We start from the raw sequence: 23,616 nt of genomic DNA, 5'->3' as shown, positions 1-23,616 counted from the left end.
AGACGTCAGGGGGCATGCAGGGGCGCATGCCGGTCTTGGACGCGTGTGTGCTTTTGGAACACCCGTCCCGACAAGCTCACGCATTCCAGCGCATTTGACGGCACCCAGACAAGAGGGCCAGGACAACAGCGTGCGCGAGCTGGGGCAATTGGAGCATTCGCCTTCGCTGGAACCCTGCCTTCCGGCCGGTTCACGATTCCGTGCAGATCAACTCAGGCCCCGAGATGCGCCCTTCGCCGGAGCGCCGGGCTATCGTGATGCGACTTGAGAGTTGCCCGCCCGCGAGCACAGTGCGCCTGCCGAGAATGTCATCCATACAGCTCAGGGGCTTGTTCGGCGCTGCGGCAGGATGAGCACTCGTTGCTTCGTCTCGCCGCTCGCCTACCTGACCGTCACCAGCGCGTTCGCCGCGCTGCGGCTGCTACCGACGAGCGACCGCGTCAAGGACGCGGAGATTCTCGCCATGCGCCACCAGATCATGGCCCTTGAGCGGCAGCTCGATACGGACCGGGCGAAGTCCGCCTCGGAAGGCCGGGCCTTCCTCGCCGCTCCGCTGGTGCCGCTGCCGGGCCAGGTTCTGCGCCGGCTCCGGTTCCTGGTCCAACCCGACACCGTGCTGCGATGGCACCGCGACCTGATCAAGCAGCGCCACGCCCGCACCTGCCGACCGAAGGGGCCAGGCCGCCCGTCCGCCGTTCGCTCGATCCGCATCCTGATCCCGCACCTGGTCCGGGAGAACCCATCGTGGGGCTACCGCAGGGTGCACGGGAGCGCTAGGTCCAGACCTGCCGCCACGAACTCCTGGACCGCACCCTCATCTGGAACGAGCGCCACCTGCGCCACGCCCTCCGCCAGTTCGAGCTGCACCACAACGCCCACCGGCCCCAGGTGGTGAACTCCTCACCGCCATAGGCGTTGTCCGCCCCGGACCAGCGCGATTTCGGGGTGTTCGGTATGGAGCCGGGTCAGCAGAATGCGGGCCTGAGGGCGCTCTCCAATACCTGCTTCAGTGCCAACTGCCTTGAGTACCGTTGATCTCGCCGGTCCCTAGAAGATTATTCAGGAACCGGCCCGGTGCTCCGAGGAACTCGCGTGTCAGGCGCACTGGGAGGGCCTGGTCGAAGTCGACCTGCTCCAGCGTGCCTTCGTCGGAGATCTCCATGATCGTCGCGCCGGGGAGAGCGAGGAGAATCGGCGAGTGCGTGGCGACGAGAAACTGGCTGCCTTGTTCGACCAGTTCGTGCATGCGGGAGAGCAGGGCGAGGCAACTTTGGACTGACAGGGCGGCCTCCGGCTCGTCCAGCAGGTACAGTCCCTCGGGTCCGAAGCGGTGGGTGGCCAGATCGAGAAACGACTGCCCGTGGGAGCGCTCGTGCGGGGACACGCCACCGTAGGCCCGTAGCAGTGGCGGGCCTCCGGCTCGATGGAGTCGTTCGATCTCACTGGCCACGTTGTAGTAGGACTCCGCGCGCAGGAAGAAGTCGGTACGAGGTTTGCGGATCCCCCGGGTCAGGATCAGGTGGTCACCCAGCACGGACTCGGTGGCTCGGGTGGCGAACCGGAAGTTCCGGCTACCACCCTCGGGATTGAACCCTGCGGCCACCGCGATCGCCTCGATCAGCGTCGATTTGCCTGCGCCGTTCTCACCCACGAGGAACGTGACCCCCGGCGCCAGGGCGAGTGCGCCTGAACAGGCAAGTTGCCTCACAGCGGGAAGGCTGAACGGGTACCGGCTGTGGTCGACACCGGAGGCCAGCCGGATCTGCTGGATGAACCTGCCGTAAGTGCCGTAAGCGGGGGTCATGAGGCACACCCCACGCTTGCATGCAGGACCGTGGCCTGGTGCCTGCTTGGTGGCGAAAGTTCGTCGTCTTTGGCCACGTGGGGCTCCCGAACGTCCTGGCCGTGAGGCGAAAAGGCGGCATCTGCGGTCACGCTACAGGTCCTCGCCGACAGGTTGGGTGGAGAGTGGTCCCGGGCCGGACTGCGCCGACTGAGTTCTGCGGCTTCGGGAAGGGTCGCGTTGAACCCGCCGCTCACGCGGCGAGCAGGCCGCTGGAACGCTGGTGCGGACAAGGCGTCGGAGCATGAAGGTGACGACGCTCCAGGCGAGGTGGGTTCGGCGTAGGCGGGGGTGCGTTCATGGTCGCGTGCGCCTGGGTCTCCGGCCACTACGGAGATCACCCATGTCGAAGAACCACCGCTTGATCGTGAGGCCAAGCGGCGCCGGGCGGTCATACGCCATGTCGCACAAGGCTGCGCGTGCTGCCCGCATCTACCCGACGCTGAACCAGGCCACCGCTATCCAGTTCCTCGACTACGTCGTCCAACGCCTGCCGTTCCAGGTGGAAGTCATCAGACCGACAAGGTTCAGGGGCGGTGGCGGAGCTCAGGGGCGGTGGCGGAGCCCGTGGGTGATCTTTCCGTGGTGGCGGTCCCGGTGGACGGTCGGCGTGCGGTGGAGCGCGATGAGTGCGGCGTCGTCGCCGAGGCGTCCTCCGACGTGAGAGAGGAGATCGCGGCGGAGGTGGTGGAGAAGTGCCTCGGGGCTGTGGTCGGTCCACTGTGCGGCCCGCTCCGTGAACGGGTAGAAGCCGCCGTCGGCGTCGCGGGCTTCGACGACACCGTCGGTGTAGAGCAGGAGGGTGTCTCCGGGCTCGAAGGAGACCACATCGAGACCGTAGTCCTCCGGGCCTGTGCCGCCGATGCCGAGCGGGGGTGCGGGGTGCACGGCGTTGCCGGGGCTGAGCAGCAGGGGCGGGGGGTGGCCGCAGCTGGTCATCGATGTGATGTGGCCGTCGTCGGGGATTTCCAGCAGCAAAGTGGTGGCGAAGCGTTCCCCTGCCTCGTCGGCCGGCTCGAAGTCGGCCAGGTAGCGGGTAACGCTTTGTTCCAGGGCGGCGGCCAGTGCGGGCAGGGTCGTGTGCTGGTGGGCGGCCTCGCGGAAGGATCCGAGCAGGAGGGCGGCCTCTCCGATGGCGGACAGGCCCTTGCCCCCGCACGTCGCCGATCATCACGCGGACGCCGGTCTCGGTGCGGCTGGCGGCGTACAGGTCGCCACCGATCTGGGCCTCGTCCTCGGCGGCCAGGTACAGGCAGGCGATCCGCAGCGGACCAATCTTCTCCGGGAGCGGCCACAACAGGACGTGCTGCGCGGCCTCGGCCACCGACCGGACCTGAGCCAGCTCCCGTCCGCGCCGCTCGCGCACCGCACAGAAGGACACGATCAAGACCGAGAGGACGGCGAGGGTGGCGATCTGCACCATGTGGTTGGTGGTGATCACGCCGCCATGGAACACGGCAATGAGCACCTGGGCCGCCAGGGCCAGGATTCCGATGAAACCCGTCAGACGGGGGCCGGCGAAGGAAGCAGTGATCGCGGGCGCGATGACCAGCGCCGGCCCCAGATGGACGCCTGCGGGAGAATGGACGTCCACCACGGTGATGAGCACGATGAGCATGAGGGGCAGCGCCATCAGCGCACGGCTTCCCTGCCATGGCTGCCGCGGACCGGCAACGCGTTGCCAGGCCACCACGTCTCCACCCTGCACCGTCCCAGCGCCGCCGACCAGCCAGGACGCCGCCCCACCGCGCCTCCTCCCTCCCCACGCAGCCCGTCCGCGACACGCCGCGGTTGGTGGGCGGCCCAGGCGTGGACTTCCGGACTGCGGGGGCCGTGGGGAAACCGGCGGATGCGACCAGACTGCACTTCGGCTCGCGTGTCAGCCAGGTAGTGAAGCGCGGCGCACGAGGTGAACCAGTGGGGCCCATGCCATCGCTCGCGACTGATCAGCAATGCTGGTGCCCGCTGCTGCCGGTTCCCGGCCCGTCGCGTCCGCTGCGCGTGCGAAAGCCCCCGCCGGTAAGCGGCTCCGTCCATGCGCTCGGTGGATGGCAGGGGACATGTGATGTGCGTGCACCACATCACGGCCAGCGAGGCGGCAAAAAGCTGGACCAGATCGGTGGCCATCGCGTTCCGGATCGTAGGTGAGAAGGTGACCGACCTGCACGGGTGTTGAGGACCTGGATGCGGTGAACGAGTTCTGGTCGTAGATGACGGGGATGACGCCTTCGATCGCGTTCGCAGAGCGTTCGATCGCCCGTTGTGATCGCAGGATGCAGGGAAAAGGGGCCGACGGGCAGACCGCCGACCCCTTTTGCAGTCCCTTTTAACTTGTACGTGAAGGATCATGGCGAGGGATCGTCAAGGGTGCTTCAGTCGCACCAGTCGCCCCATCCGTATCCCCAGTCGTCGCCCCAGTCGCCACCGTCGCCACCGTCCCAGTGACGCCCGAAGTGGCGGCCGTAATGGCGGCCGAAGGCTCCGAATATAGCCATGTCCGACCCTCCTTCCTGCTGATCGCGGCCGGGGTGCCAGGGGGAACCGGCACCCGGTTGGGGCCTCAAACTTTGCCCCAACGATCTCTATCTACAAGGCTCGCACTACGGACGCAATAACCCAAGTCGGGAAGTGATAGTGGCTGCTCGGATCGTCAAGAAGTGGCGAAGTCTGGTGAATCGCAATGAGTTACCCAAAGGGCACGCATTGCCATAACCACAGCTGTCGGCCGGGAACCCCTCGTCCCGCGGCACGTACGGATGCGGCCGGCCGGTGCAGACCAGGTGCAATCGCAGGCCCCAGAAGTAGCGCCTGTGGCTGGCGCAGTAGCCGTACTCGGCCCAGCCGGCCAGGTAGGAGCGTTTGGTGGTCTCCTTCGAGCAGGGCCCGCGCAGCGCGCCGGGAGTACGGTGGAGCTGTCCAGGACACCCCGCGTACCGGGGCCCGCCCGGCAGCCGTCCGTGGGCGTATCCGGAGCCGGCCACAGACCGAGCGCCGGGCGGGCGAGTTCCGTTCGCGCAGGCTGGGGGCCCGTCGGAGCAGAGGGCGGGATGATAAATGTATGGAGCCACTGGACAAGGCAGACCAAAGTCCGATCGGAGCCATCGGGCGGGTGACCGTTTCGATCCCGCCGGACGGGCCTGGCGAAGTTCTGGTCGCGGTGCGCGGCGGGACCGAGGCGTTCGCGGCCTGGTCCGAGAAGCCGATCGGCAAACACGCCCTCGTGATCGTCGTGGACTGTACCTCGGCTCGCTCTGTCATTGTCGCGCCCTTCCCATAGCCGCAATCGACTCGCCGTAATCGATCCGACAGGAGGCCTCTATGTTGTTCTGGCACGTTCCCGCGCCCAACGAGGCCATGCTCATCTCCGGCTCCAAGCGTCCGGCGCACGACACGCAGTTCCGCATCGTTACCGGACACGGCAGCTTCGTGCTCCCCATCAAACAGAAGGCTCGCATGCTGTCTCTCGCGCTACGGGAGGCGGAGATCGTCGAGGACTGCGTCACGCAACAAGGCATCCGGCTCAACGTCCGCGCCGTCGCAGCGTTCAAGGTGGGCGACGACTCAGTGTCCATCGCCAACGCAGCCCGGCGCTTCCTGACCGAACAGGAACGCATGGAAGAACTCTCCGGCCGTATCTTCGCCGGGCATCTGCGCTCCATCGTCGGCGGTCTGACGGTCGAGCAGATCATCCGGGAACGCGACAGGGTCGCGCAGGAGGTCAAGGAGGCCAGCCACACCGAGATGGAAAAGCTGGGCATCGTCGTCGACGCCCTGCAGATCCAAGAGATCTCAGACGCAACCGGTTACATCAACAACCTGGCGGCCCCGCATGCCGCGGCCGTCGCCAGCCAGGCCCGGATCGCGCAGGCCAAGGCCGACCAAGAAGCGGCCGAGCGTGAACAGCAGGCCGCTGCTCTGAAGGCCGAGTACGAACGCGACACGGCGATCAAGCGGGCAGGATTCCTGGCCGAGACCGAGCAGTCCAACGCCCGTGCCGCCCAAGCGGGCCCGCTGGCCGAAGCCAGGGCGTCCCAGGAAGTCATCGAGGAACAAACTGCCTTGGCACAGCGTCAGGCAGCTCTCGCGGCACAGCGGCTGGAAGCCGAAGTACGCCGCCCCGCAGACGCGGAAGCCTACCGGCAGCGTACCCTGGCCGAGGCCCAACGCGACCGGACGAAGTTCGAGGCGGACGGGCGGGCCTACACCGAGCGGGCCATCGCGCAGGCGCAAGCCGACGCCAACACCGCCCGGGCGGCGTCACTAAGAGACGGCAACCAGGAGCTCATCGCAGCGAATCGCGTCGTGGAAAACCTGCCGGTGCTCACCGAGGCGGCAGCCCGAGGTATCGCCGGGTCCCGCCTGACCATCCTCAACGGCACCGAGGGTGTCAACGAGGTCGCATCAGGGGTTGTCGCGCAGGGGTTGGCAGTCCTGGAGACGCTGCGGAACTCCACCCTCGCACCAAGCATGGACGGAGCGGTCTCCGCACCGGCCCCCGCCGCCTCGGCTCCCCGAGAAGCATGAACAACTCCAGTGAGTCGGCTGGCCATCACTCAAGGCGACGTGGACAGTCAATCCGCCTGACGTCACTGGATAGGTTTTTCGGCAGGCGAAACGTCGGCATATCCGGTTGCTCCGGCATGAAGTCGAAAATCAGCGTTACGCCCCCCTTGCCTGAAGCGCGTCAGGCAACGGGCGTTGTCCGCAGTCGGAACCGATGAGGCGAGCGCGGCGGTTGGCGTGCTCGATGACGGCGAAGACATAGAGTCTCGCCCCGCTGAGCGTGGTGGCGGTGAAAAAGTCGCAGGCCAGGATCGTGTGGGCGGGCTTCGCAGGAAGGCGGCCCAGGTCTGGTGATCGCGTTCGGGCGCCGGCTCGATCCCCTGCGCCCGGAGGATCTCCCACACGGTGGAGGGTGCGACCTTGATGCCGAGGCCGGCGAGTTCGCCGTGGATGCGCCGGTAGCCCCAGCCTGCGTTCTCGCGGGCCAGGCGCAGGACGAGGGCTTGGGTGGCGCGGCGGGTCGGCGGCCTGCCGGCCCGCTTGCGGCGGAAGGTATCGGCGTGGCGGCGGCGCATGAGGTCGCGGCGCCACCGCAGGATCGTGTCCGGGGAGAATGCGGGGCAGCCGGTGAAGGAACGCGGCGAGGAAGGCGCGGTCCGCCGGGACGACCTGTGCCTGTCGATTTGCCGGTGCAGGACGGCCAGCTGGTGGCGCAGCGTCAATATCTGGATGTCCTTGTCTACATCGCTCATCGGAAGCAGCCGTATGACGGCGAACACGATCGACATGGCGAGGTAGGGCAGTCGCAGCAGCACGATCGATCAGCCTGACACGCCCATCCGGCGAACGTCGGCCACTCATGAGAACACGTGGGTCACGGGATGCGGAGGGGGTCTTCGGCACCCGCAACCTCACCGCCACGTCTGTGCGGCTACAAGCGGCTCTGCCGCACCCGCGGCATTTCCCCCGCATGCGCCACCTCGCGCAGCCGGACGCGGGACATGCCGAAGGCACGCAGGTGGCCCCGGAGCCGGTGTTCGCGGCCGGAGGCCCCTCACCGAACCACCGGCGGGCTGAGTCGCCCCCGACGACAACCCCGAATTTCTTCAGTCGCTCGAGGAACAGCTGCGCCGCGGCCAGAACGGCATGACCGGGCCGGACGACACATCCGCCGCACAGTCCGGCCGACCCACCCCGTCAACTCAATACTAATTCCCTTTCAGTTGATGCGTTGTTCACGCAATCCATCCTCCCTCTGACTCGAACCCGCCAGCAGAGTCGACTGCGGCCCGTCCCCGGGGCCTGGATCTCAGCGATTCAAGGGAGAGACATCCATGCCGGACATGACCCGACGCAGACTTCTCGGCGCGGCGGCGGGCGCGGTCGGCGGGGCCGCCGCGCTGACGCTGCTCCCGCCGAGCATCCAGCAGGCGGTCGCGGCGGGACCCGCGACGCACGGCTCGCTCGCGGACGTCGAGCACGTCGTCCTGCTTATGCAGGAGAACCGTTCCTTCGACCACTACTTCGGCACGCTGCGCGGCGTACGCGGCTTCGGCGACCCCGACGCCCTGCGCCTCAGCACAGGCCGCTCGGTCTTCTACCAGCCCGACTCCGTCAACCCCGACGGCTACCTGCTGCCGTTCCACCTGGATACGCACACCACGAGCGCCCAGTCGATCCCGTCCACCAGCCACGCCTGGGCCGTACAGCACCAGGCGTGGAACGGCGGCAAGATGGACCAGTGGCTGCCCGCGCACCGGGCTGCCGACGGTGCCAACGGCCCGTACGTCATGGGCTACTACACCCGCGACGACATACCGTTCCAGTTCGCGCTCGCGGAGAACTTCACCATCTGCGACAACTACTTCTGCTCGATCATGGGCCCGACCTGGCCCAACCGCCTGTACTGGATGACCGGCACGATTGACCCCTCCGGCACCAGGGGCGGGCCCGTACTCTCCAACGTCGCGCCCGAGCCCTACCGCTGGACGACGTACGCGGAGCGGCTGCAGGCGGCCGGGATCAGCTGGAAGGTCTACCAGCAGACCGACAACTACGGCACCAACATGCTGTCGGAGTTCCAGCAGTTCCAGGACGCCAAGCCCGGCGACCCGCTGTACGACAACGGCATGACCTTCCAGCCGGAGGGCACCTTCGAGGACGACGCGCGCAATGACCGCCTCCCCGCGGTCTCGTGGATCCTCCCCACCAGCACCCAGTCCGAACACCCGGACTATCTGCCGGCCGCCGGTGCCGACTTCGTCGCCTCCAAGATCGAGGCGATTGCCAGTAACCCGAAGGTGTGGGCGAAGACGGCGTTCATCCTCAACTACGACGAGAACGACGGCCTTTTCGATCACGTACCGCCGCCCACCCCCAACCCCGGTACGGCCGACGAGTTCGTCGACGGCCTGCCGATCGGCGGCGGCTTCCGGGTGCCGTGCATCATCATCTCGCCGTGGACGGTGGGCGGTTGGGCGGCCGGTGAATCCTTCGACCACACCTCGGTGCTGCAGTTCCTCGAGCGCTTCACCGGTGTCGAGGAGCCCAACATCAGCCAGTGGCGGCGCCGCACCTTCGGCGACCTGACCTCCGCCTTCGGCTTCTCGCATGCGGCGCCGCGCCCGCCACAGCTGCCTGACGACACCGCGCAGCAGTTGGCGCAGGCCAAGCAGGAAGTCGCGACCCTACCGAAGCCAACGCTCCCGGGCACGCAGCAGACCCCGCCCCACCAGGAGGGCGGCGCCCGCAAGCGGCGTTGATCCACCGGCACGCGTACGAGGGCGCCCCCTTCCGCCGCGGCGGCAGGGGGCGCCCTTGATTCGTGGGCGTAGTCGGCCCGGAAGACCTCGCGCAGCCGCTCGGCTTCGGCCTCGATACCGCGGCTGGGGCCCGCTCGCTCGAGACCCGACCGGAGCTGTGCCATGGACAGGCGGGCCGCCCGCGCCGGGGTCGGGGCCAGGGCGAGCAGCACGCGGGCCTCGGGACGGCTCGCCGCTGTCTCCAACAGGCGTGGCGGCCGGCTCGCCTGCCACCTTCAAGGTTGAGCCGTTGTCCTCGCCCGTGCCCGACCGCCGCACCCCGGCGGGCAGCGGACGTCACACGGACGGCTTTCTGCGCAACTTCTCGCGCAGGCTCAGTAGTTGCAACGCCAGCACCTTCACCTCCGGTGCTCTGTGGCACTCCGGTACGTCCGCCAGATGTTCGGACAGGGCCTCTTGGGCCCGTTGGCCGAAGCGCGCATCGCCGGAAGGCGTGACCACGACGCCGTCGTGCTCGGCCATGCGCAGCTGCCACGCGACGGCCTCTTCCGGAGTGAGGCCGTTCGGCAGGTCAAGCGTGACCCGGGCATCCTGGATGCGGACGGGGTAGCCGCCCGGCAGTCCCAGCGGCCCGGGAAGGTTGGCGCGTACCTCGGTACCGGCAGCCAGGCGGGAAGCGAGCACGGCAGCCGTGTGTCCCGTCACCGCATTCAACTCCTCGCGGGAGCAGGCACGGTGGCTTGCGAGCAGTTCACCCACCCGCTCCACCGACCTGTCACCGAGCCACACCCGGACCTCGTCCGAGGGATCTACGGGAGCGTGCAGATGGGCGTGGTGGGCGAGGATACGCAGCCGCTCGTCCGCCTGCGGTTGCAGTACGGCGTGGAGCGAGGCCGCCAGCGTTGCGGAGTTCCCCACACCGCAGAACGCGGGCAGTTCCTCGGCGTGCAGAAGAGGGTTGACTGCGTCCGGATAACAGGCGTTGACGAACATCGCGGGGACACCGCTGAGTTGGACTGCTCGGGCGATGTCCCGGGCGAGTACCGCGTGCAGCGGTAGAGCGATGCCGAACCCGCCGGCTGCTAGGAGCTTGGTCCAGGCGGATGGAGCGCGTGTGCTCTCCCAAGGTGACTGCAGTGACGCGCAGTGGAGTACGACGCGCGGTCGGATGCGTTGCAGCAAGCGGGCAGCCGTCCCGTGGTCCGAGGCGTCCAGGACCTCGGCTGTGAACCGAGTGGGGGACGCGGAGGTCGCGGCTCGCGTGTTGGCGATGCACGCGATCTCCCTCGCCGCCCGTGCGGAACGGGCGAGAACGGTCACGGTGCCGGGCGGCGGATCGACTGCGAGTGCCAGCGAGTAACAGATGCTGCGGGCCAGCGATCCGCCGCCCACCACGGCGACGCCCGCCGGTGCTGCAGCGGTCATGCCGTGATCCGGTGGGCGATCTGGATACGGCGCAGGTGGCGCCCGGTGTCGGTGAACGCGTTGCGGGCGTGCAGCATGCGCCAGTTGTCGAAGACGAGCATGTCTCGCCGCTCGTACTGGATCGCCACGTGCTCGCGTTCGAAGTACTCCTTCGCGCTGTCGAGCAGCGGCCCGATCCGATCATCCCCGCCGCGCACCAGGTTGTTGAAGGAGTAGCGGACGATGGTGCCGTCCGGGTGGTCCTCGATGACCGGGTGCTCGGGGTGCAGGTCGAGGCCGAGATGACGCATCGCGTCCGTGGTCTCCCACGCCCAGATGCGCTCGCGCAGATACGCGCGGTCGGCCTCGGCCAGCGACTCAGTCCAGGCGCGGGCGTCGGCGATCGTCGTCTCGCCGCCTGCGCCGGTGTTGGGGGTCTCGCACCACAGGGCGAGGTAGCGGGGAGGCAGACCTTCGAAGTCGTAGCCTTCTGAATGCGGATACAGGGGCTTGGTGTTTCCCGCGTGATAGAATTCCTCCATTCCCGGCTCCGGGGTGACGTCGCCGACCAGCACACCGGTGTACTGAGGGACGAAGTCGCCGAGCCTCTTGCAGAAGGCCACCGGATCGAACGCGTCGGGCACGTTACTCATGAAGACATAGCCATGGCGCTCCATCAGGCCGTGGAACGTCTTCCACACCATCTCTTCCGCCAATGGCGTGCCGTTGAAGTCGGTGAGGGACAGCAGACTGTCCGGTTGCCTGGGCATGACTGCTCCTGTTCGTATGGTTACCGGCGGACGCGGCGGGTTCAGCGGGAGGTTGCGGCGCGGACTGCGTCCTCGACGTGGCCTGCAAGAGCCGTCATGTCCGCCGCCGTGAAACGGTGATGGGCAGGCACTGGATGGTAATCCCGGTCGCTGTAGCTGCCGGAGCCGTGGATCAGCACGTCGCCACTGTCCGGCAGCAGCCCGCGGTCGGCGGCGTTCAGGGTTCCGGTGACCGCCATCACGAGCGACCACTCGCGCAGCCGTCGGGGGTCGACGGGCAACGTGACATCGGCATCGGCCAGCAGGGCGCGCACTTCGGCGTACCGGCTCAGGCACTCGTGCAGCGAGACGACAACGCCGCCTCCGCCCTGCGCGGCGATGATGCTATCCATCTGCGCAGAGGTGACCGGACGGCGGGTGTAGAAAGTGGGATCGAGCTGTTCCTCGGGATCAAACGTCGTCGCAGGGAAGTGCGGGTCCTCGTCCTGTCGGTACAGGCCCTCGGCCTGGTCCAGGCGGTACACGGGCAGGTTTCCGCGGTCGTGTGTGCCATGGCGGAGACTGAGCACCATGTCCGGAGTGCCGAGGTGCTGGACGAGGAAATAGCGGGCCTGCGGCAGCGTTCGGCAGCCGTTTTCCGTGACCTTGCGGTGCCCCAGGTCATGACCGAGCAGGCCGAAGGCGCTGGAGACGGAGTGGACATGGGTACGGGTTGGAGTGCCGCTGTCCGCTCCGGGCAGCAGGTCCCGCTCGGCGAACGCGCGGATCATGTCCGCGGCCCGGTAGTTGTCGAGCCCGAGCGTGTACCAGATACGGACGCCGTACCGTCTTTGGAGACGTTCGGCGTTTTCGGCCGCGAACGCGGACGCCAGTTCCTTGACCGAGGCCGGCTCTTCCGATTCGTGCACCACCAGCGGATTGCGACGTCGTAGCTCAGCGTGCTCGCTCAACGGTGACGACCAGAGCTTGGCGGTGGACACCGCGGGCACCACACTGGTGATCTGCAGCTGATTCTCCGTCACCAGTCCAGCGCTAATGGCTCGATGAACCGCGTCACGCAGGGCTGTGGCCTTGTTCGCGGACGACGGGGTGACGATCATGATGCGTTCACCGGTCTCGGTGATGTGCCGCACGGCCCGGGCGATGATGGTGAGCGAGGCGAGCGTCTTGGTGGTATGCGTTCCCGGGTTCCGCATCAAGTCGAGAAGGCGGAGGGCGTGACCATGATAGGCGGGCAGTTCGGTGACGCCGATGTCGGACACCGAGAAGAACCGCTCGAGGGCGGCACTGGGGTCGGGCAGGCGGAAGGCGGGCGAGAAGGCTTCGTCGCCTTCGACGCGGTCGCCTTCCAAGGCCGCCATAGCGTCCTGCAGTTCTGCGTGGTAGTGCGTGAGAGCGTTCTTCAGCACCGTGGATGCGCAAAGCGTGGAGGTCAATTTATTCCCGTTCGGGGTCGAGATGTCGCCGAGGAGGCGGGGGAGGCTGCCTGAGGAGCAGGGTGATACGGACGGGCCCGGCGCGCCCCGGGGCCCATCCGCTCAGACACCGGCTATCTGGTCGCCACGCACGAGGCCACTCCCGGGCGGCACTTCGGCTGCGTCCCCGCCGAAGCCAGTGATCTTGTTCTTGCTGTCGACGAAGACGACCCTCGGCTCGAACCCATCGGCCTCCTCCGGCGTGACCGAGGCGTACGACACGATCAGGACGAGGTCGCCGACCTGGGCTTGCCGGGCGGATGGGCCGTTGACCCCGATGACGCCAGATCCCCTGGGTCCTTCGATGACGTAGGTCGACAGACGGGCGCCGTTGGTGACGTTGACCAGGTCGACCTTCTCGTGGCGACGGATGCCTGCCGCTTCCATCAGATCGAGGTCGATCGTGATGGAGCCGACGTAGTTGAGGTGCGACTGGGTGACGGTGGCACGGTGGATCTTGGCTTTGAGCGTCTCGAAATACACGGTGGCCCTTCGCGGTTGCGTTTGGTCAGGCGGTGATCTCGGTGTCGCGACGCAGTGGAGCGTGCCATGGCTAAAACGTCGCCACAACCCCCTGGCGTCAACGGAATCCGAAGGTCTAAGGGCCCCTTTGCCTTGTAAAGCGTAGGCAGGGGCCATTCCTGCGGACACCTCAGCGATGAGGTTTCCGTGGCGCCCGGCGAGGCCGGGCATCACACCTTTGCTGGTTCTTTGCAGGGCTTGTCGGGGCCCTCGAAGCTGGATCCCGTAACGACCGTGCGCATCCGTCGTCATGCGACCCTGTGAGACGGCACGTAGCCGTGCTCACCGACCGCGCCGGGGCCATGCACTGTTGGAGCCATGGGCCGCTGGCAGCGCTGCTGCGGGGACCTGCCTGGTCAGCTGACCGCGCCGAGCACGGCGCTGACGTTCGTGATGACCGACCCACCGATCGCGATGACGGCGAAGGAGCGGAGGAAGCCGGTACCGAAGCCATCGGATCCAGGCCAGGGCCACCAGTTCGAAGGCGATCGTGGCGAGCGCCACGGCCGGCGCGTCCGCGGTACTGGGGATCAGGAACGGCAGGGTGTGCAGCATGCCGCCCGATCGATGAGCCTGACACGCCTGTCCGGCGGCAAGGGCAACGCCCAGCAGCGCAGGCCGAAGCGACCAGGACACTCGCGGACCATCCGGTCCATCCAGGCCCTGGTGCTGCGGCTCGCCCATACCGCCCCGCCCGATTTGCTCGATCACCCGGTAACGACCAACCAGCCAATCTGCCGCTGTCTTGCTCACCCCGGGCCCTGGCACGGACACCGTCTCGCCCCCCTGTCCACTTATTGAGTCCCGACAGCAGAAAACCCGTGTCGTCGGGGCTGATGTGCTGCCCCCGTGCCCGCACCCCGCCGGCGGGCCTGGTCAGGCCTCCGCGTCGGCGGATCCGGCCACCCTGGCGACGGTGCGTAGAAGGGCGGTACCGGTGAGCACCAGCGCGGAGACCGGCGTGCCCGCCCATCGCGTCAGGTCGCGCCGTAGGTCCGGGTCCACCTCGATGGTCACCCGGACGTATCTGCTGTCCAGTGTGGTGACCTTGGCGGGCCTGGGTGCGGCGATGTCCTGTCCGCGCCGCAGTGCCGCACGGTAGCTGTCCTTGCGCTGGTTCATGCCTCTTCCTGACGCTTGATGAGTTCATCCGCGAGGTCCATGTACGCCGAGCCTGTGACTTCGACCGCGCTCCCGAACGACTGGGCATACAAGTCGAGCCGCGCGATCTGGGTGTCCAGCACGTCGAAGCCCCACTCGGTGAGCGCCTCACGAGCGTCGGCATCGGGGCCGGTGCGCGTGGCATCGGGGCGATTGGTGCGATTCAGCAGGACCGCAGTGCGGGCCGGCTCGGCGCGCAAGGACTGCACGTCTTCCATCTCTCCGCGGATGGGGGCCATCCGGTCCAGTTCGATGGGCGCGGGGGTCACCGGCACGATCCACTCGCTCGCGTACCTCATGATGCTGCGGGTGATGCGGGCGTGGTCCTCCAGCTGCGGCGCGTCGAGCACGACGGCCTGCCGTTCGCCGAGGAAGTCGTTCACGCGCCGGTGGACGTCCCCCACCGGAAGGGCGATCACGGGAAACGGAAAGCCTTCGGCCAGTTCGCTCCAGCGCAGCGCGGAGGCCGCGGGGTCGCCGTCGACCAGCAGCGGCGAAAGTCCCGACTCGTGCAGCGCATGGGCCAGCCAGACAGCACTGGTCGTCTTTCCCACTCCGGGTTTGAGGTTCACAAACGCACAGCTCAACGGCACAAACACCAACCATAATGGGCCCGATCGACGAGTTGTCGTCGGCACGAGGGCGTAGTCTCATCGTTCACCCACAAGCAGTCACCGCCGTCGGCATCAGAGCCGGCTCGGCGCTGGACGGCCAACATTCATAAATAACGCACGGGTCGAGCGGTGGCCCACCGAAGTGCATCCTGGGTTACGGGCGGCCTCGGACCCGCCGACTGGACGGCTCCTGACGTCTGATCCGCTACCCGAGCGGCTGCTGTTCGCCGAGCGACTGCGTCGGCGGATGCGTGTGCTCTTCAACGGCGAGTGGATCGCCGACAGCGAGGACGTGATCCTGCTGCACGAGCCCGGCCGGTACCCGGTGGCGTACTTCCCGCGCGCCGCCGTAAATGCCTGCGCACTCACGGCGAGCGACCGGATCACCGGCACAAGGACCTCGGGGAGACGTCCTGGTTCGCCGTGCAGACCGGCGGCCGCACCACTGAGCGGGCGGCGTGGGAACTGGCCCGCCTTCCGGAGTACGCCAGCGAGCTGAGGGGACGGATTGCTTCACCGCGGTCTGGATACCGACGAAGTCAGCACCCGCTGGCCTTCATCCTTAGTGGGAGGTCACCACCGCCAACCCAAGGGAGTGAACGTCAACCGTTCACGGCCGGCCGGCCGAACGTGTAGGGGGCCAGGATGTCGGCAACCGTCCGGTTGCGGGGAGTGTCGACGCCCAGCTCCCGGCCGAGGTCGACGACACCGCCACTGAGCCACGGCAGTTCCAGCCGGTTGCCTTGGTCCAGGTCGTGGTGCATGGACGAGGTCATCGACTCCGGCAGGGTGTCGCAGAACGCCAGCCGGTCGTCGGCGAATCCGGAGTCGAGGTTCACCCCGGCCGTTCGGCCGACGGCGACTGCCTCAGCCATCACGTCGCGCAGCAACGCCCGTGTCCTGGTGTCACGCCGGATGACGCCAATCGGCTGCCGCACCACCGTAGTTGTCGCCGAAAGCCCCACCAGGAAAACGAACTTCTCCCAGATGGCCCGAGCGATGTCCGCGCTGATCTCCGCCTGGAGACCGGACTTCACGCACGCATCGAGGAAGTTCCGTGCCCCGGCGTCCTCCTGGTCGCCGTATGTGCCGAAGACCAGCTTTTGCATCTGCCCTCGATGGGAGACGACCCCGGGCTCCTCGATGACCGCGGAGATGTAGCAGACACCGCCCCACACCGCCTCCGGCGGCAGATAGCGGCGCAAGACGCTGTCCTTGTGAGCGCCGTTCTGCAACGAGATCACCCTGGCACCGGCGTCCACCAGCGGCCGCAACTGGGCGGCCACCTCCTCGGTGTCCCACAGCTTCACCGCCACCAGCACCACATCGACGGGATCCACGTCCCCGATGCGCGGGACGAACGACGCGGCCGGTGCCCGGAACTCTCCCAGCGGGCTGCGCACCAGCAGGCCGTGCTCGCGAACGGCCCGAAGATGCCGGCCACGGGCGACGAACGTCACCTCGTTGCCTGCCTCGGCGAGACGGGTCCCGAAATACCCTCCGACACCGCCGGCTCCCACGACAGCGATACGCATGACACGTCCTTCCGGTTGAACGAGGCGGATGAGGAGGCTCACGCGAGGTGGTCGGGGCAATGGGATGTCCCGCTGACCGCGATCGTCCCCGACGTCGGCCAGGGTGAGGGTTTCGCACACTTTCCTTAGTAACCGTTCTTCAGGTTACTATCATGCCATGAGCGCCGGCGTATCAACCCCCCGCACCCGGAACACGGCCCGCCTTCGCGAGCTGCGCTTCGACGGCGGCACGCTGTCGCTCAACCTCATCGCCACGGTCGGCCGCCGGCCCAGCTCCCCGATCGAACGACTCGACGGCCTCGACCGCCTGGGAGCCTGGTGCGAAGGGGTCAACCTCGCCCTCGACCCCGACGACGCCACGCCGGCGCTCGTCACCGCACTCCACGACCTCCGCTCCGCCGCGTACGACGTCGTCGTCGCCTACCTCCACAGCCGCACGCCGCAGCCGGAATCGGTGGACCTGGTCAACCGCCTGGCCCAGGTCGAGCCGCCGGCACCCAGGCTGCGCATCGGCAGGGACGGACTCCCCGAATCGGGTGGCAGCCCCCGCCTCGCGGCTCCCGCGCTGCTCTCCGTGATCGCGCGCGACGCGATCACCCTGATCACCGCCCCGGACCTGCGAGGGCGGCTCCGAGAGTGCGACTCCGAGATCTGCCGCATGATCTATCTGGACACCGCTCAGGGAAAGCCCCGCAAGTGGTGCTCCATGCAACGCTGCGGCAACAGCGCCAAGGCCGCCCGGCATCGCGGCCGCTTTCAGTAGTCACGATTCCGGTGGCGAGCCGAGACGCAGTAGGTACGTGCGGCCCGGCGTGCACAACGTACGCTTCGATCGTCGACTGCCGTTCTGCGTTCCCTGCATCTCTGGATGAAACGCCCCCCTGCTGCGCGCGTAGCAGCGTCCGGTGACTGAGGCGTGACCGTGGTAGTCAGAAGTGAACGCCGATGGCCTCCCCACTTGTCGTTCGCTGTCCGCTACCCGGACATGAGCCTCGACGCCCGGGGCGGCGGCCCGGTAGATCGCGCTCCGGCCGCGCCACCGCCTGGCACTCCGATCGATGCCGCAGGTTGACGAAGATCGTCGCGCGCTCGCCACGCCCCATTACGGGTGGTACGAAGCTATTCAGCTCGTACGCCCGTAGCCTTGCAGTATCAACACCGGGCTACCGCTCGGTGGACCGGCATCACATAGCGGGCGCCGAAAACTGGAGGCAATACCTCATGCTGATCGCTCAGCGTCCGTCTCTCACCGAAGAGGTCGTGGACGCATACCGCTCCCGGTTCGTCATCGAGCCGCTGGAGCCGGGCTTCGGCTACACCCTCGGTAACTCCCTGCGTCGCACTCTCCTCTCCTCCATCCCCGGCGCTGCCGTCACCAGCATCCGGATCGACGGCGTGCTGCACGAGTTCACCACCGTGCCGGGCGTCAAGGAGGACGTGACCGACCTCATCCTCAACATCAAGAGCCTGGTCGTCTCCTCCGAGCACGACGAGCCGGTCGTGATGTACCTGCGCAAGCAGGGGCCCGGTCTGGTCACCGCCGCCGACATCGCCCCGCCGGCCGGTGTCGAGGTGCACAACCCGGACCTGGTCCTCGCCACCCTCAACGGCAAGGGAAAGCTGGAGATGGAGCTGACCGTCGAGCGCGGTCGCGGCTACGTCTCCGCGGTCCAGAACAAGCAGCAGGGCCAGGAGATCGGCCGGATCCCGGTCGACTCCATCTACAGCCCGGCGCTCAAGGTCACCTACAAGGTCGAGGCGACCCGTGTCGAGCAGCGCACCGACTTCGACAAGCTGATCCTCGACATCGAGACCAAGCAGGCCATGCGCCCGCGTGACGCGATGGCCTCGGCCGGTAAGACGCTGGTCGAGCTCTTCGGGCTCGCCCGCGAGCTCAACATCGACGCCGAGGGCATCGACATGGGCCCGTCCCCGACGGACGCCGCCCTAGCCTCTGACCTCGCACTGCCGATCGAGGAGCTCGAGCTGACCGTCCGTTCCTACAACTGCCTCAAGCGCGAGGGCATCCACTCCGTGGGCGAGCTCGTGGCGCGCAGCGAGGCCGACCTGCTCGACGTCCGCAACTTCGGTGCGAAGTCGATCGACGAGGTCAAGGCGAAGCTGGCCGGTATGGGCCTGGCCTTCAAGGACAGCCCGCCCGGATTCGACACCACCGCTGCCGCGGGCGCCTTCGGCGCCGACGACGACACGGGGTACATCGAAACCGAGCAGTACTGAGGCGCTCTCACGCAGGCCGCCTGACCTGCGGCCCCCGGAATCCCGGCGAGGCGCTCGCGTGAACGCGGCGTTCAGCCGCCTGCCGGCACTGCCCCGACCGGCCACTTGAGAGACGAGCCCGCCACCGACCACCCACGACCCGAGGATCCCCAGGAGCACCCGGCCATGGCGCCGGGCCCTCGACATGCCCGCCCTCCGACAGCAGCCTCGCGGCCACCAACACGGGGATCCCCCAGATCAGTCAGCCCGAACCGAAACACGAAGGTTCGTCCTGGTTGCCCAGTTCACGGAGCGCTGGGGCACCCGCTACGCCGAGACCGGCAAGGTCATCCGGACCGACCAACCGCTGGAGTAGCCGACCGGCGGCGTCGGCGAACGGCCGAAAGCTGTGCGTCTCCTTTGACGACACATTCTCGCGCGTGACGCGGGCATGCCATATTTGCGGGGCACCTGTCCCCCCACGGAAGGTCCCCCACCCATGCCACGCAAACGCCTGGCGGCGGGCATAGCCGCCGGAGCGGTTGTCGCGGTCGCCGCGGCCCTACTGCCCCAGGCCGCATCGGCCCACGTCACCACGTACGCCAACCCCGCGCGGGCGGCCGGCGACACAGCCCAGAACGCCACCCAGAACACCGTGTTCGTCTACCGGGTGCGGACGCACCACCTTGAGCAGGACGCCCAGACGCTGATGCGCGACGGGTACGACCTGATGGAACACCGGCAGGGCAACGACCTGTTCGTGATGGGCGATTCGACGGCCGCAAGCGGCTTGCGCACGCTCGGCTTCTCGCCGAAGGTCGTCAAGTCGATGCCCAAGCCGAAGCCCCTCAGGCTGGACAAGCCCCATGCCACCGGCGTGGACGACACATACGACGGCGGCTATCACACCGTGGACGCGCAGTACGCGCACATGGACCAGGTCGTCAGCCAGCACCCGGACCTCGCGACAGTCGTGACGTACGGGCAGTCGTGGCTGAAGAAGCAGGGGAAGGGCGGTGAGGATCTCAAGGCCATCTGCATCACGAAGATGCAGCAGGGGGACTGTCAGCTCAACCCCAACTCGGCCAAACCGCGGTTCTTCCTGATGAGCCAGATCCATGCGCGCGAGATCGCCACCGGGGAGATCTCGTGGCGCTGGATCGACGAGTTGACGGGTCAGTACGGCAAGGACTCGGACATCACCAAGCTCATGGACACCACCGAGATGTGGGTCGTTCCCGACGCCAATCCCGACGGCGTCGACATGGTCGCACAGGGGGGTGACAACCCCGTTCTGCAGCGCAAGAACGCCGACGACACCAATGGCTCGTCCTGCGGCGCGAGCGCGGAGAGCCAGATCGGCGTCGACCTCAACCGCAACGCGGGCACCCACTGGGACACCACCGGAATCTCGCACCAGCCGTGCGACCAGGAGTACGACGGCCCCGCCGCGGACTCCGAGACCGAGAACACCGCGCTGGAGGGGCTCTTCCGCGAGCTGTACCCCGCGGTGCGCACCGGCAGCGGCGTCACCGACCCGGCACCGGACACCGCCCGGGGCATGATGATCACCATGCACAGCGACGCCAGCATGGTGCTGTTCCCATGGGAGTACGACTCCACCGTGCACACCGGGAACGACAGCGCGCTGCGCGGCATCGCCGCCCAGCTGGGCTCGATCACCGGCTACCAGTACGGCCAGGCCGGCGAGATCCTCTACGACGCGTCCGGCGGTACCGACGACTGGACCTACGACAAGCTCGGCCTCGCCAGCTTCACCATCGAGATCGGCGACGTCGACAACCGCGGCTGCGACGGATTCACGCCGCCGTACTCCTGCCAGGACAGCTACTTCTGGCCGAAGATGAAGCCCGCGCTGCTCTACGCAGCCCAGCACGCCACGGCGCCATACCAAACGACGCCCAGCTCAACAGCCGCCTCGGCACACCGGCGGTGACAACTCGGCGGCCCGGTGTGGGACGTTGAGTCGTCCCGCACCGAACCTGCCGACGAAAGGCGGCCACGACCCGATCGCCGTGCAGTTCCACTACCGTGTCCCGCCGCCAAGGGCAAGGGCAACATCGACTGCGCGGACGGCATCCAGGCACCCGGCCGACGTCTGAGGGGCCTCCGAAAGCCCCACCGTCGCCGTGACGCGGCGGTGCTCTGTTCGCCGGGGCGGGCCGGACAGCTCGGCTGGTGCACACGCGCAGAGCGGGTAGGCGAATATGCGACGAGGGTGATCCTCTCGACCGGGTGATGCGCAGGAGGCAGGTCGAACATGGGCATCTTCGGATGGCTCGACGGCAGGCACCGTCGTCGCCGCAAGCGGTGCCACAAGAGCTATTACTGAGCTCCCAGGACTGAGGGGTCGGAGGGGTCGGACTGGGGCTGACCCCTCAGTCCTGCGCAGACGCTCCGGCAAGGGCGGCTCGCCACCGGCAGGACACAACGGTGAGCGGTGGGCCTTCCGGCGCGACGCGGCTGGACCGGGGGCTGTGCGCTCGGCCGATCCGCGAGACCATGGAACCTGATGCAAGCCAGCTGAGCTGCAGGTCGCGGTAGGGAGCTGGCGGAGGGCTCGCATGTTGCCGGCAGGCGAAGGGAGTGCCTGCAATGAGCACAACCGACAGGCGTCCGACTGACACCAGCCGGCCGGCGGACGGCTCATCTCGGCCGAGCGGGCTGATGGATCTCCTCTCTGTCGCCGCGGTGCTGTTGGACGCTGATGGGCGCATCGTCTTGTGGAGTCCGCAGGCCGAAGAGCTACTCGGCTACACGGCCGGTGAGGCGCTTGGCCAGTACGCGGCGCCGTTGCTGGTTCACGAGAAGAACCAGGATCTGATCATCAAGTTGTTCGTCGACGTCATGGCGAGCGGTGAGACGTGGGCCGGGGCCTTCCCCATCCGGCACAAGGACGGCACCACCCGCCTGGTGGAATTCCGCAATATGCGGCTGCTGGATGATCGCGGGGACTTCTACGCCCTGGGGCTGGCCACCGATGAGCCCACCCTGCGCGAGGTGGAGCGGGACCTCGCGTTGTCCACCCGGCTGGTCTCCCAGTCACCGATCGGGCTGGCCGTCCTTGACACCGACCTCTGCTATGTGGCCGTCAACCCCGCTCTCGAGCGGATTCACGGCCTTCCGGCGAAGGACCACCTCGGCCGCCGCTACCGCGATGTCCTGCCTTGCCTGCCCGTCGACGTGCTCGAGGCCGCGATGCGAAAGGTCCTGGAGACCGGCGTGCCGCTGGTCGATCGCTACACCATCGCCCGACCGCCCATCGACCCGGATCACGACCACGCCTGGTCGCTGTCGTTCTACCGACTGGAGGACCCCGCCGGGAACGTGCTGGGGGTGGCCGATTCGGTCGTTGACGTCACTGAACGATACCAAGCGATCACCGAGGCCGCCCGGGCTCGGCGACGCCTGGCCCTGATCGCCGACGGCTCCGCCCGTATCGGCACCACCTTGGAAGTGGAGCAGACCGCTTGCGAGCTGGCCGAGGTCACCGTGCCAGAACTCGCCGACATGGCAGCAGTCGATGTCCTCGACTCTGTCCTGGACAACCGCGCGCCTGCCCCCAGCGGCGGCCCGGCACTGTTCCGCGCGCTCGCGGTGAAGGCGGCCTATTCCACCGAAGCCGTCCAGGCCGCCGATCCGCCAGGCCACATCGCCGCATACGAGCCCGACCGCCTGGCCACTCGCTGTGTCCGTACCGGCTGCCCGTTTCTGATCTCCCATGTCGACGACGGAGACCTGGCCCGCATCGCCCGTGACTCCGACGCCGCCGCCCTCCTTGCGCGAGCCGGGATTCACTCCTACCTGGCGGTTCCGCTCATCGCCCGCGGTGAGGTCCTGGGCTTCCTCGGCCTCGCGCGTGCCCGCAATCCGCGGCCGCTCGACCAGGACGATCTCACCCTCGCATGTGAGCTTGCCTCCCGCGCGGCGGTGTGCATCGACAACGCCCGCTGGTACCAGAGCGTGCGTAACGCCGCCGAGACCCTGCAGCGCAGCCTGCTTCCGGAACATCCGCCTCGTCACCCTGGCCTGGTAGTCGCCTCACGGTACTTGCCCGCGCAGGCCGCCTATGAGGTCGGCGGCGATTGGTACGACGTCATCCCTCTCGACGCAGACAAGACCGCCCTCGTGGTAGGCGACGTGATGGGCAGCGGCATCGACGCCGCTGCCACCATGGGACGCCTGCGCACTGCCACCCGCGCCTTCGCCGACCTCGATCTCGACCCGGCCGACGTGCTCCATCACCTGGACAGGATCACCACAGGTCTGGAGAACTACATCGCCACCTGCTGCTACTCCGTCTACGATCCACACACCGCCAGGTGTCGCATCGCCACCGCCGGACACCTGCCACCCGCTCTCATACGCGGTGGCAAGGATCCCGAACTGCTCGATCTTCCCACCGGCGCGCCGCTGGGACTGGGCGGTGTCCTCTTTGAGACCACCACTTTCCGCCTCGACCCCGGCGACAGGCTCGTCTTGTACACCGACGGCCTCGTCGAAACCCGCCACCACCCCATTGACCAGCGCCTCGAAGCCCTCCTCCACCTGCTCGACGCCCCCGACCGGCTCCTGGAGGACACCTGTGACCGGCTCCTTCGAGAACTCCGAAGCCCCGAGGACCACGACGACGTCGCCTTGCTCATCGCCCACGCACAACCCTTCGCCCCCAGCGGAGGACACCCCCCGGGACGAGCCAACTGACCACATTCGCACGGATCCTGTCGCATCGAAGCTGTGGCACGAAGCCGACCGGCTGCGGGTTCGGCTCGACGATCTCCACTCGATG

General features: G+C 67.7%; 19 protein-coding genes and 5 pseudogenes. 11 read left to right on the top strand and 13 right to left on the bottom strand.

Features of this window, described 5'->3' with window-relative positions; translation table 11 throughout:
* Positions 1–349 precede the first annotated feature (349 nt).
* On the top strand, positions 350–895 hold the full coding sequence (locus NGB36_RS00250; protein ID WP_255917942.1) for a hypothetical protein: 546 nt from the start codon (positions 350–352) through the stop codon (positions 893–895).
* Positions 896–1,006: 111 nt separating this feature from the next.
* Here NGB36_RS00250 and NGB36_RS00245 read toward each other — a convergent pair whose 3' ends face one another.
* Positions 1,007–1,804 carry an AAA family ATPase gene (locus tag NGB36_RS00245; protein WP_255917941.1) on the bottom strand — a complete coding sequence of 266 codons (798 nt, stop codon included), beginning with the start codon at positions 1,802–1,804 and terminating at the stop codon, positions 1,007–1,009.
* Positions 1,805–2,261: 457 nt separating this feature from the next.
* Here NGB36_RS00245 and NGB36_RS34020 point away from each other — a divergent pair.
* Positions 2,262–2,360: pseudogene (locus NGB36_RS34020) on the top strand (IS481 family transposase); the annotation flags it as partial.
* Between the two features lie 29 nt (positions 2,361–2,389).
* On the opposite strand, the pseudogene NGB36_RS00240 reads toward NGB36_RS34020, so the two are convergent.
* From NGB36_RS00240 to NGB36_RS00230, 3 genes and pseudogenes are all read right to left on the bottom strand, one after another.
* A pseudogene (locus NGB36_RS00240) lies at positions 2,390–3,476 on the bottom strand (PP2C family protein-serine/threonine phosphatase).
* 739 nt (positions 3,477–4,215) lie between these two features.
* Positions 4,216–4,338 carry a hypothetical protein gene (locus NGB36_RS00235; RefSeq protein WP_255917940.1) on the bottom strand — a complete coding sequence of 41 codons (123 nt, stop codon included), beginning with the start codon at positions 4,336–4,338 and terminating at the stop codon, positions 4,216–4,218.
* A 252-nt stretch (positions 4,339–4,590) separates the two neighbouring features.
* Positions 4,591–4,725 (bottom strand): annotated as a pseudogene (locus NGB36_RS00230) (IS982 family transposase); the annotation flags it as partial.
* 176 nt (positions 4,726–4,901) lie between these two features.
* On the opposite strand from NGB36_RS00230, the gene NGB36_RS00225 reads away from it, so the two are divergent.
* Both NGB36_RS00225 and NGB36_RS00220 read left to right on the top strand, forming a co-directional pair.
* On the top strand, positions 4,902–5,120 hold the full coding sequence (locus NGB36_RS00225; protein WP_255917939.1) for an NfeD C-terminal domain-containing protein: 219 nt from the start codon (positions 4,902–4,904) through the stop codon (positions 5,118–5,120).
* A 41-nt stretch (positions 5,121–5,161) separates the two neighbouring features.
* Positions 5,162–6,367 carry an SPFH domain-containing protein gene (locus NGB36_RS00220; protein ID WP_255917938.1) on the top strand — a complete coding sequence of 402 codons (1,206 nt, stop codon included), beginning with the start codon at positions 5,162–5,164 and terminating at the stop codon, positions 6,365–6,367.
* A 186-nt stretch (positions 6,368–6,553) separates the two neighbouring features.
* Here the strand turns inward: NGB36_RS00220 and NGB36_RS00215 are convergent.
* Together NGB36_RS00215 and NGB36_RS00210 are read right to left on the bottom strand one after the other, a co-directional pair.
* Positions 6,554–7,161 (bottom strand): annotated as a pseudogene (locus NGB36_RS00215) (helix-turn-helix domain-containing protein); the annotation flags it as partial.
* A 116-nt stretch (positions 7,162–7,277) separates the two neighbouring features.
* Positions 7,278–7,379: pseudogene (locus NGB36_RS00210) on the bottom strand (30S ribosomal protein S14); the annotation flags it as partial.
* A gap of 301 nt (positions 7,380–7,680) precedes the next feature.
* Between NGB36_RS00210 and NGB36_RS00205 the strand changes: the two are divergent.
* Positions 7,681–9,108 (top strand): alkaline phosphatase family protein, encoded by a 1,428-nt coding sequence (locus tag NGB36_RS00205; protein WP_255917937.1) that lies wholly within the window; start codon positions 7,681–7,683, stop codon positions 9,106–9,108.
* Positions 9,109–9,444: 336 nt separating this feature from the next.
* Here NGB36_RS00205 and NGB36_RS00195 read toward each other — a convergent pair whose 3' ends face one another.
* The 4 genes from NGB36_RS00195 to panD form a co-directional block, all read right to left on the bottom strand.
* Positions 9,445–10,533 (bottom strand): hypothetical protein, encoded by a 1,089-nt coding sequence (locus NGB36_RS00195; protein WP_255917936.1) that lies wholly within the window; start codon positions 10,531–10,533, stop codon positions 9,445–9,447.
* Positions 10,530–11,282, bottom strand: a complete 753-nt coding sequence (locus NGB36_RS00190) for a TauD/TfdA family dioxygenase (protein ID WP_255917935.1) — start codon at positions 11,280–11,282, stop codon at positions 10,530–10,532. Before NGB36_RS00190 ends, NGB36_RS00195 begins: the two co-directional genes overlap by 4 nt.
* Before the next feature lie 41 nt (positions 11,283–11,323).
* Complete coding sequence (locus NGB36_RS00185; protein ID WP_255917934.1) at positions 11,324–12,691, bottom strand: DUF6002 family protein; 1,368 nt, start codon at positions 12,689–12,691, stop codon at positions 11,324–11,326.
* Between the two features lie 129 nt (positions 12,692–12,820).
* On the bottom strand, positions 12,821–13,240 hold the full coding sequence (gene panD / locus NGB36_RS00180; RefSeq protein ID WP_255917933.1) for an aspartate 1-decarboxylase: 420 nt from the start codon (positions 13,238–13,240) through the stop codon (positions 12,821–12,823).
* A gap of 357 nt (positions 13,241–13,597) precedes the next feature.
* On the opposite strand from panD, the gene NGB36_RS00175 reads away from it, so the two are divergent.
* Positions 13,598–14,080 (top strand): hypothetical protein, encoded by a 483-nt coding sequence (locus tag NGB36_RS00175; RefSeq protein ID WP_255917932.1) that lies wholly within the window; start codon positions 13,598–13,600, stop codon positions 14,078–14,080.
* Positions 14,081–14,155: 75 nt separating this feature from the next.
* On the opposite strand, the gene NGB36_RS00170 is transcribed toward NGB36_RS00175, so the two are convergent.
* Together NGB36_RS00170 and NGB36_RS00165 are read right to left on the bottom strand one after the other, a co-directional pair.
* Entirely contained in the window at positions 14,156–14,401 is a 246-nt protein-coding gene (locus NGB36_RS00170; protein ID WP_255917931.1) for a hypothetical protein, read from the bottom strand.
* Positions 14,398–15,078 carry a nucleotide-binding protein gene (locus tag NGB36_RS00165; protein WP_255917930.1) on the bottom strand — a complete coding sequence of 227 codons (681 nt, stop codon included), beginning with the start codon at positions 15,076–15,078 and terminating at the stop codon, positions 14,398–14,400. Before NGB36_RS00165 ends, NGB36_RS00170 begins: the two co-directional genes overlap by 4 nt.
* Positions 15,079–15,301: 223 nt before the next feature.
* On the opposite strand from NGB36_RS00165, the gene NGB36_RS00160 reads away from it, so the two are divergent.
* A complete protein-coding gene (locus tag NGB36_RS00160; RefSeq protein WP_255917929.1) occupies positions 15,302–15,553 on the top strand; it encodes a DUF427 domain-containing protein in 252 nt (83 codons plus the stop codon).
* Between the two features lie 103 nt (positions 15,554–15,656).
* On the opposite strand, the gene NGB36_RS00155 is transcribed toward NGB36_RS00160, so the two are convergent.
* Complete coding sequence (locus NGB36_RS00155) at positions 15,657–16,589, bottom strand: ketopantoate reductase family protein (RefSeq protein ID WP_255917928.1); 933 nt, start codon at positions 16,587–16,589, stop codon at positions 15,657–15,659.
* Between the two features lie 157 nt (positions 16,590–16,746).
* Between NGB36_RS00155 and NGB36_RS00150 the strand changes: the two genes are divergently transcribed.
* The 4 genes from NGB36_RS00150 (at position 16,747) to NGB36_RS00135 (ending at position 23,531) form a co-directional block, all read left to right on the top strand.
* Complete coding sequence (locus NGB36_RS00150; protein ID WP_255917927.1) at positions 16,747–17,352, top strand: CGNR zinc finger domain-containing protein; 606 nt, start codon at positions 16,747–16,749, stop codon at positions 17,350–17,352.
* Positions 17,353–17,810: 458 nt separating this feature from the next.
* A complete protein-coding gene (locus NGB36_RS00145; RefSeq protein ID WP_255917926.1) occupies positions 17,811–18,827 on the top strand; it encodes a DNA-directed RNA polymerase subunit alpha in 1,017 nt (338 codons plus the stop codon).
* A gap of 478 nt (positions 18,828–19,305) precedes the next feature.
* Complete coding sequence (locus NGB36_RS00140; RefSeq protein WP_255917925.1) at positions 19,306–20,763, top strand: M14 family zinc carboxypeptidase; 1,458 nt, start codon at positions 19,306–19,308, stop codon at positions 20,761–20,763.
* Between the two features lie 659 nt (positions 20,764–21,422).
* Entirely contained in the window at positions 21,423–23,531 is a 2,109-nt protein-coding gene (locus NGB36_RS00135; RefSeq protein ID WP_255917924.1) for a SpoIIE family protein phosphatase, read from the top strand.
* The last annotated feature ends 85 nt before the right edge of the window (positions 23,532–23,616 follow it).

The organism is Streptomyces humicola (assembly GCF_024436035.1).
GTDB classification, from domain to species: domain Bacteria; phylum Actinomycetota; class Actinomycetes; order Streptomycetales; family Streptomycetaceae; genus Streptantibioticus_B; species Streptantibioticus_B humicola.
This window is presented reverse-complemented; position numbering and strand designations above follow the sequence as displayed.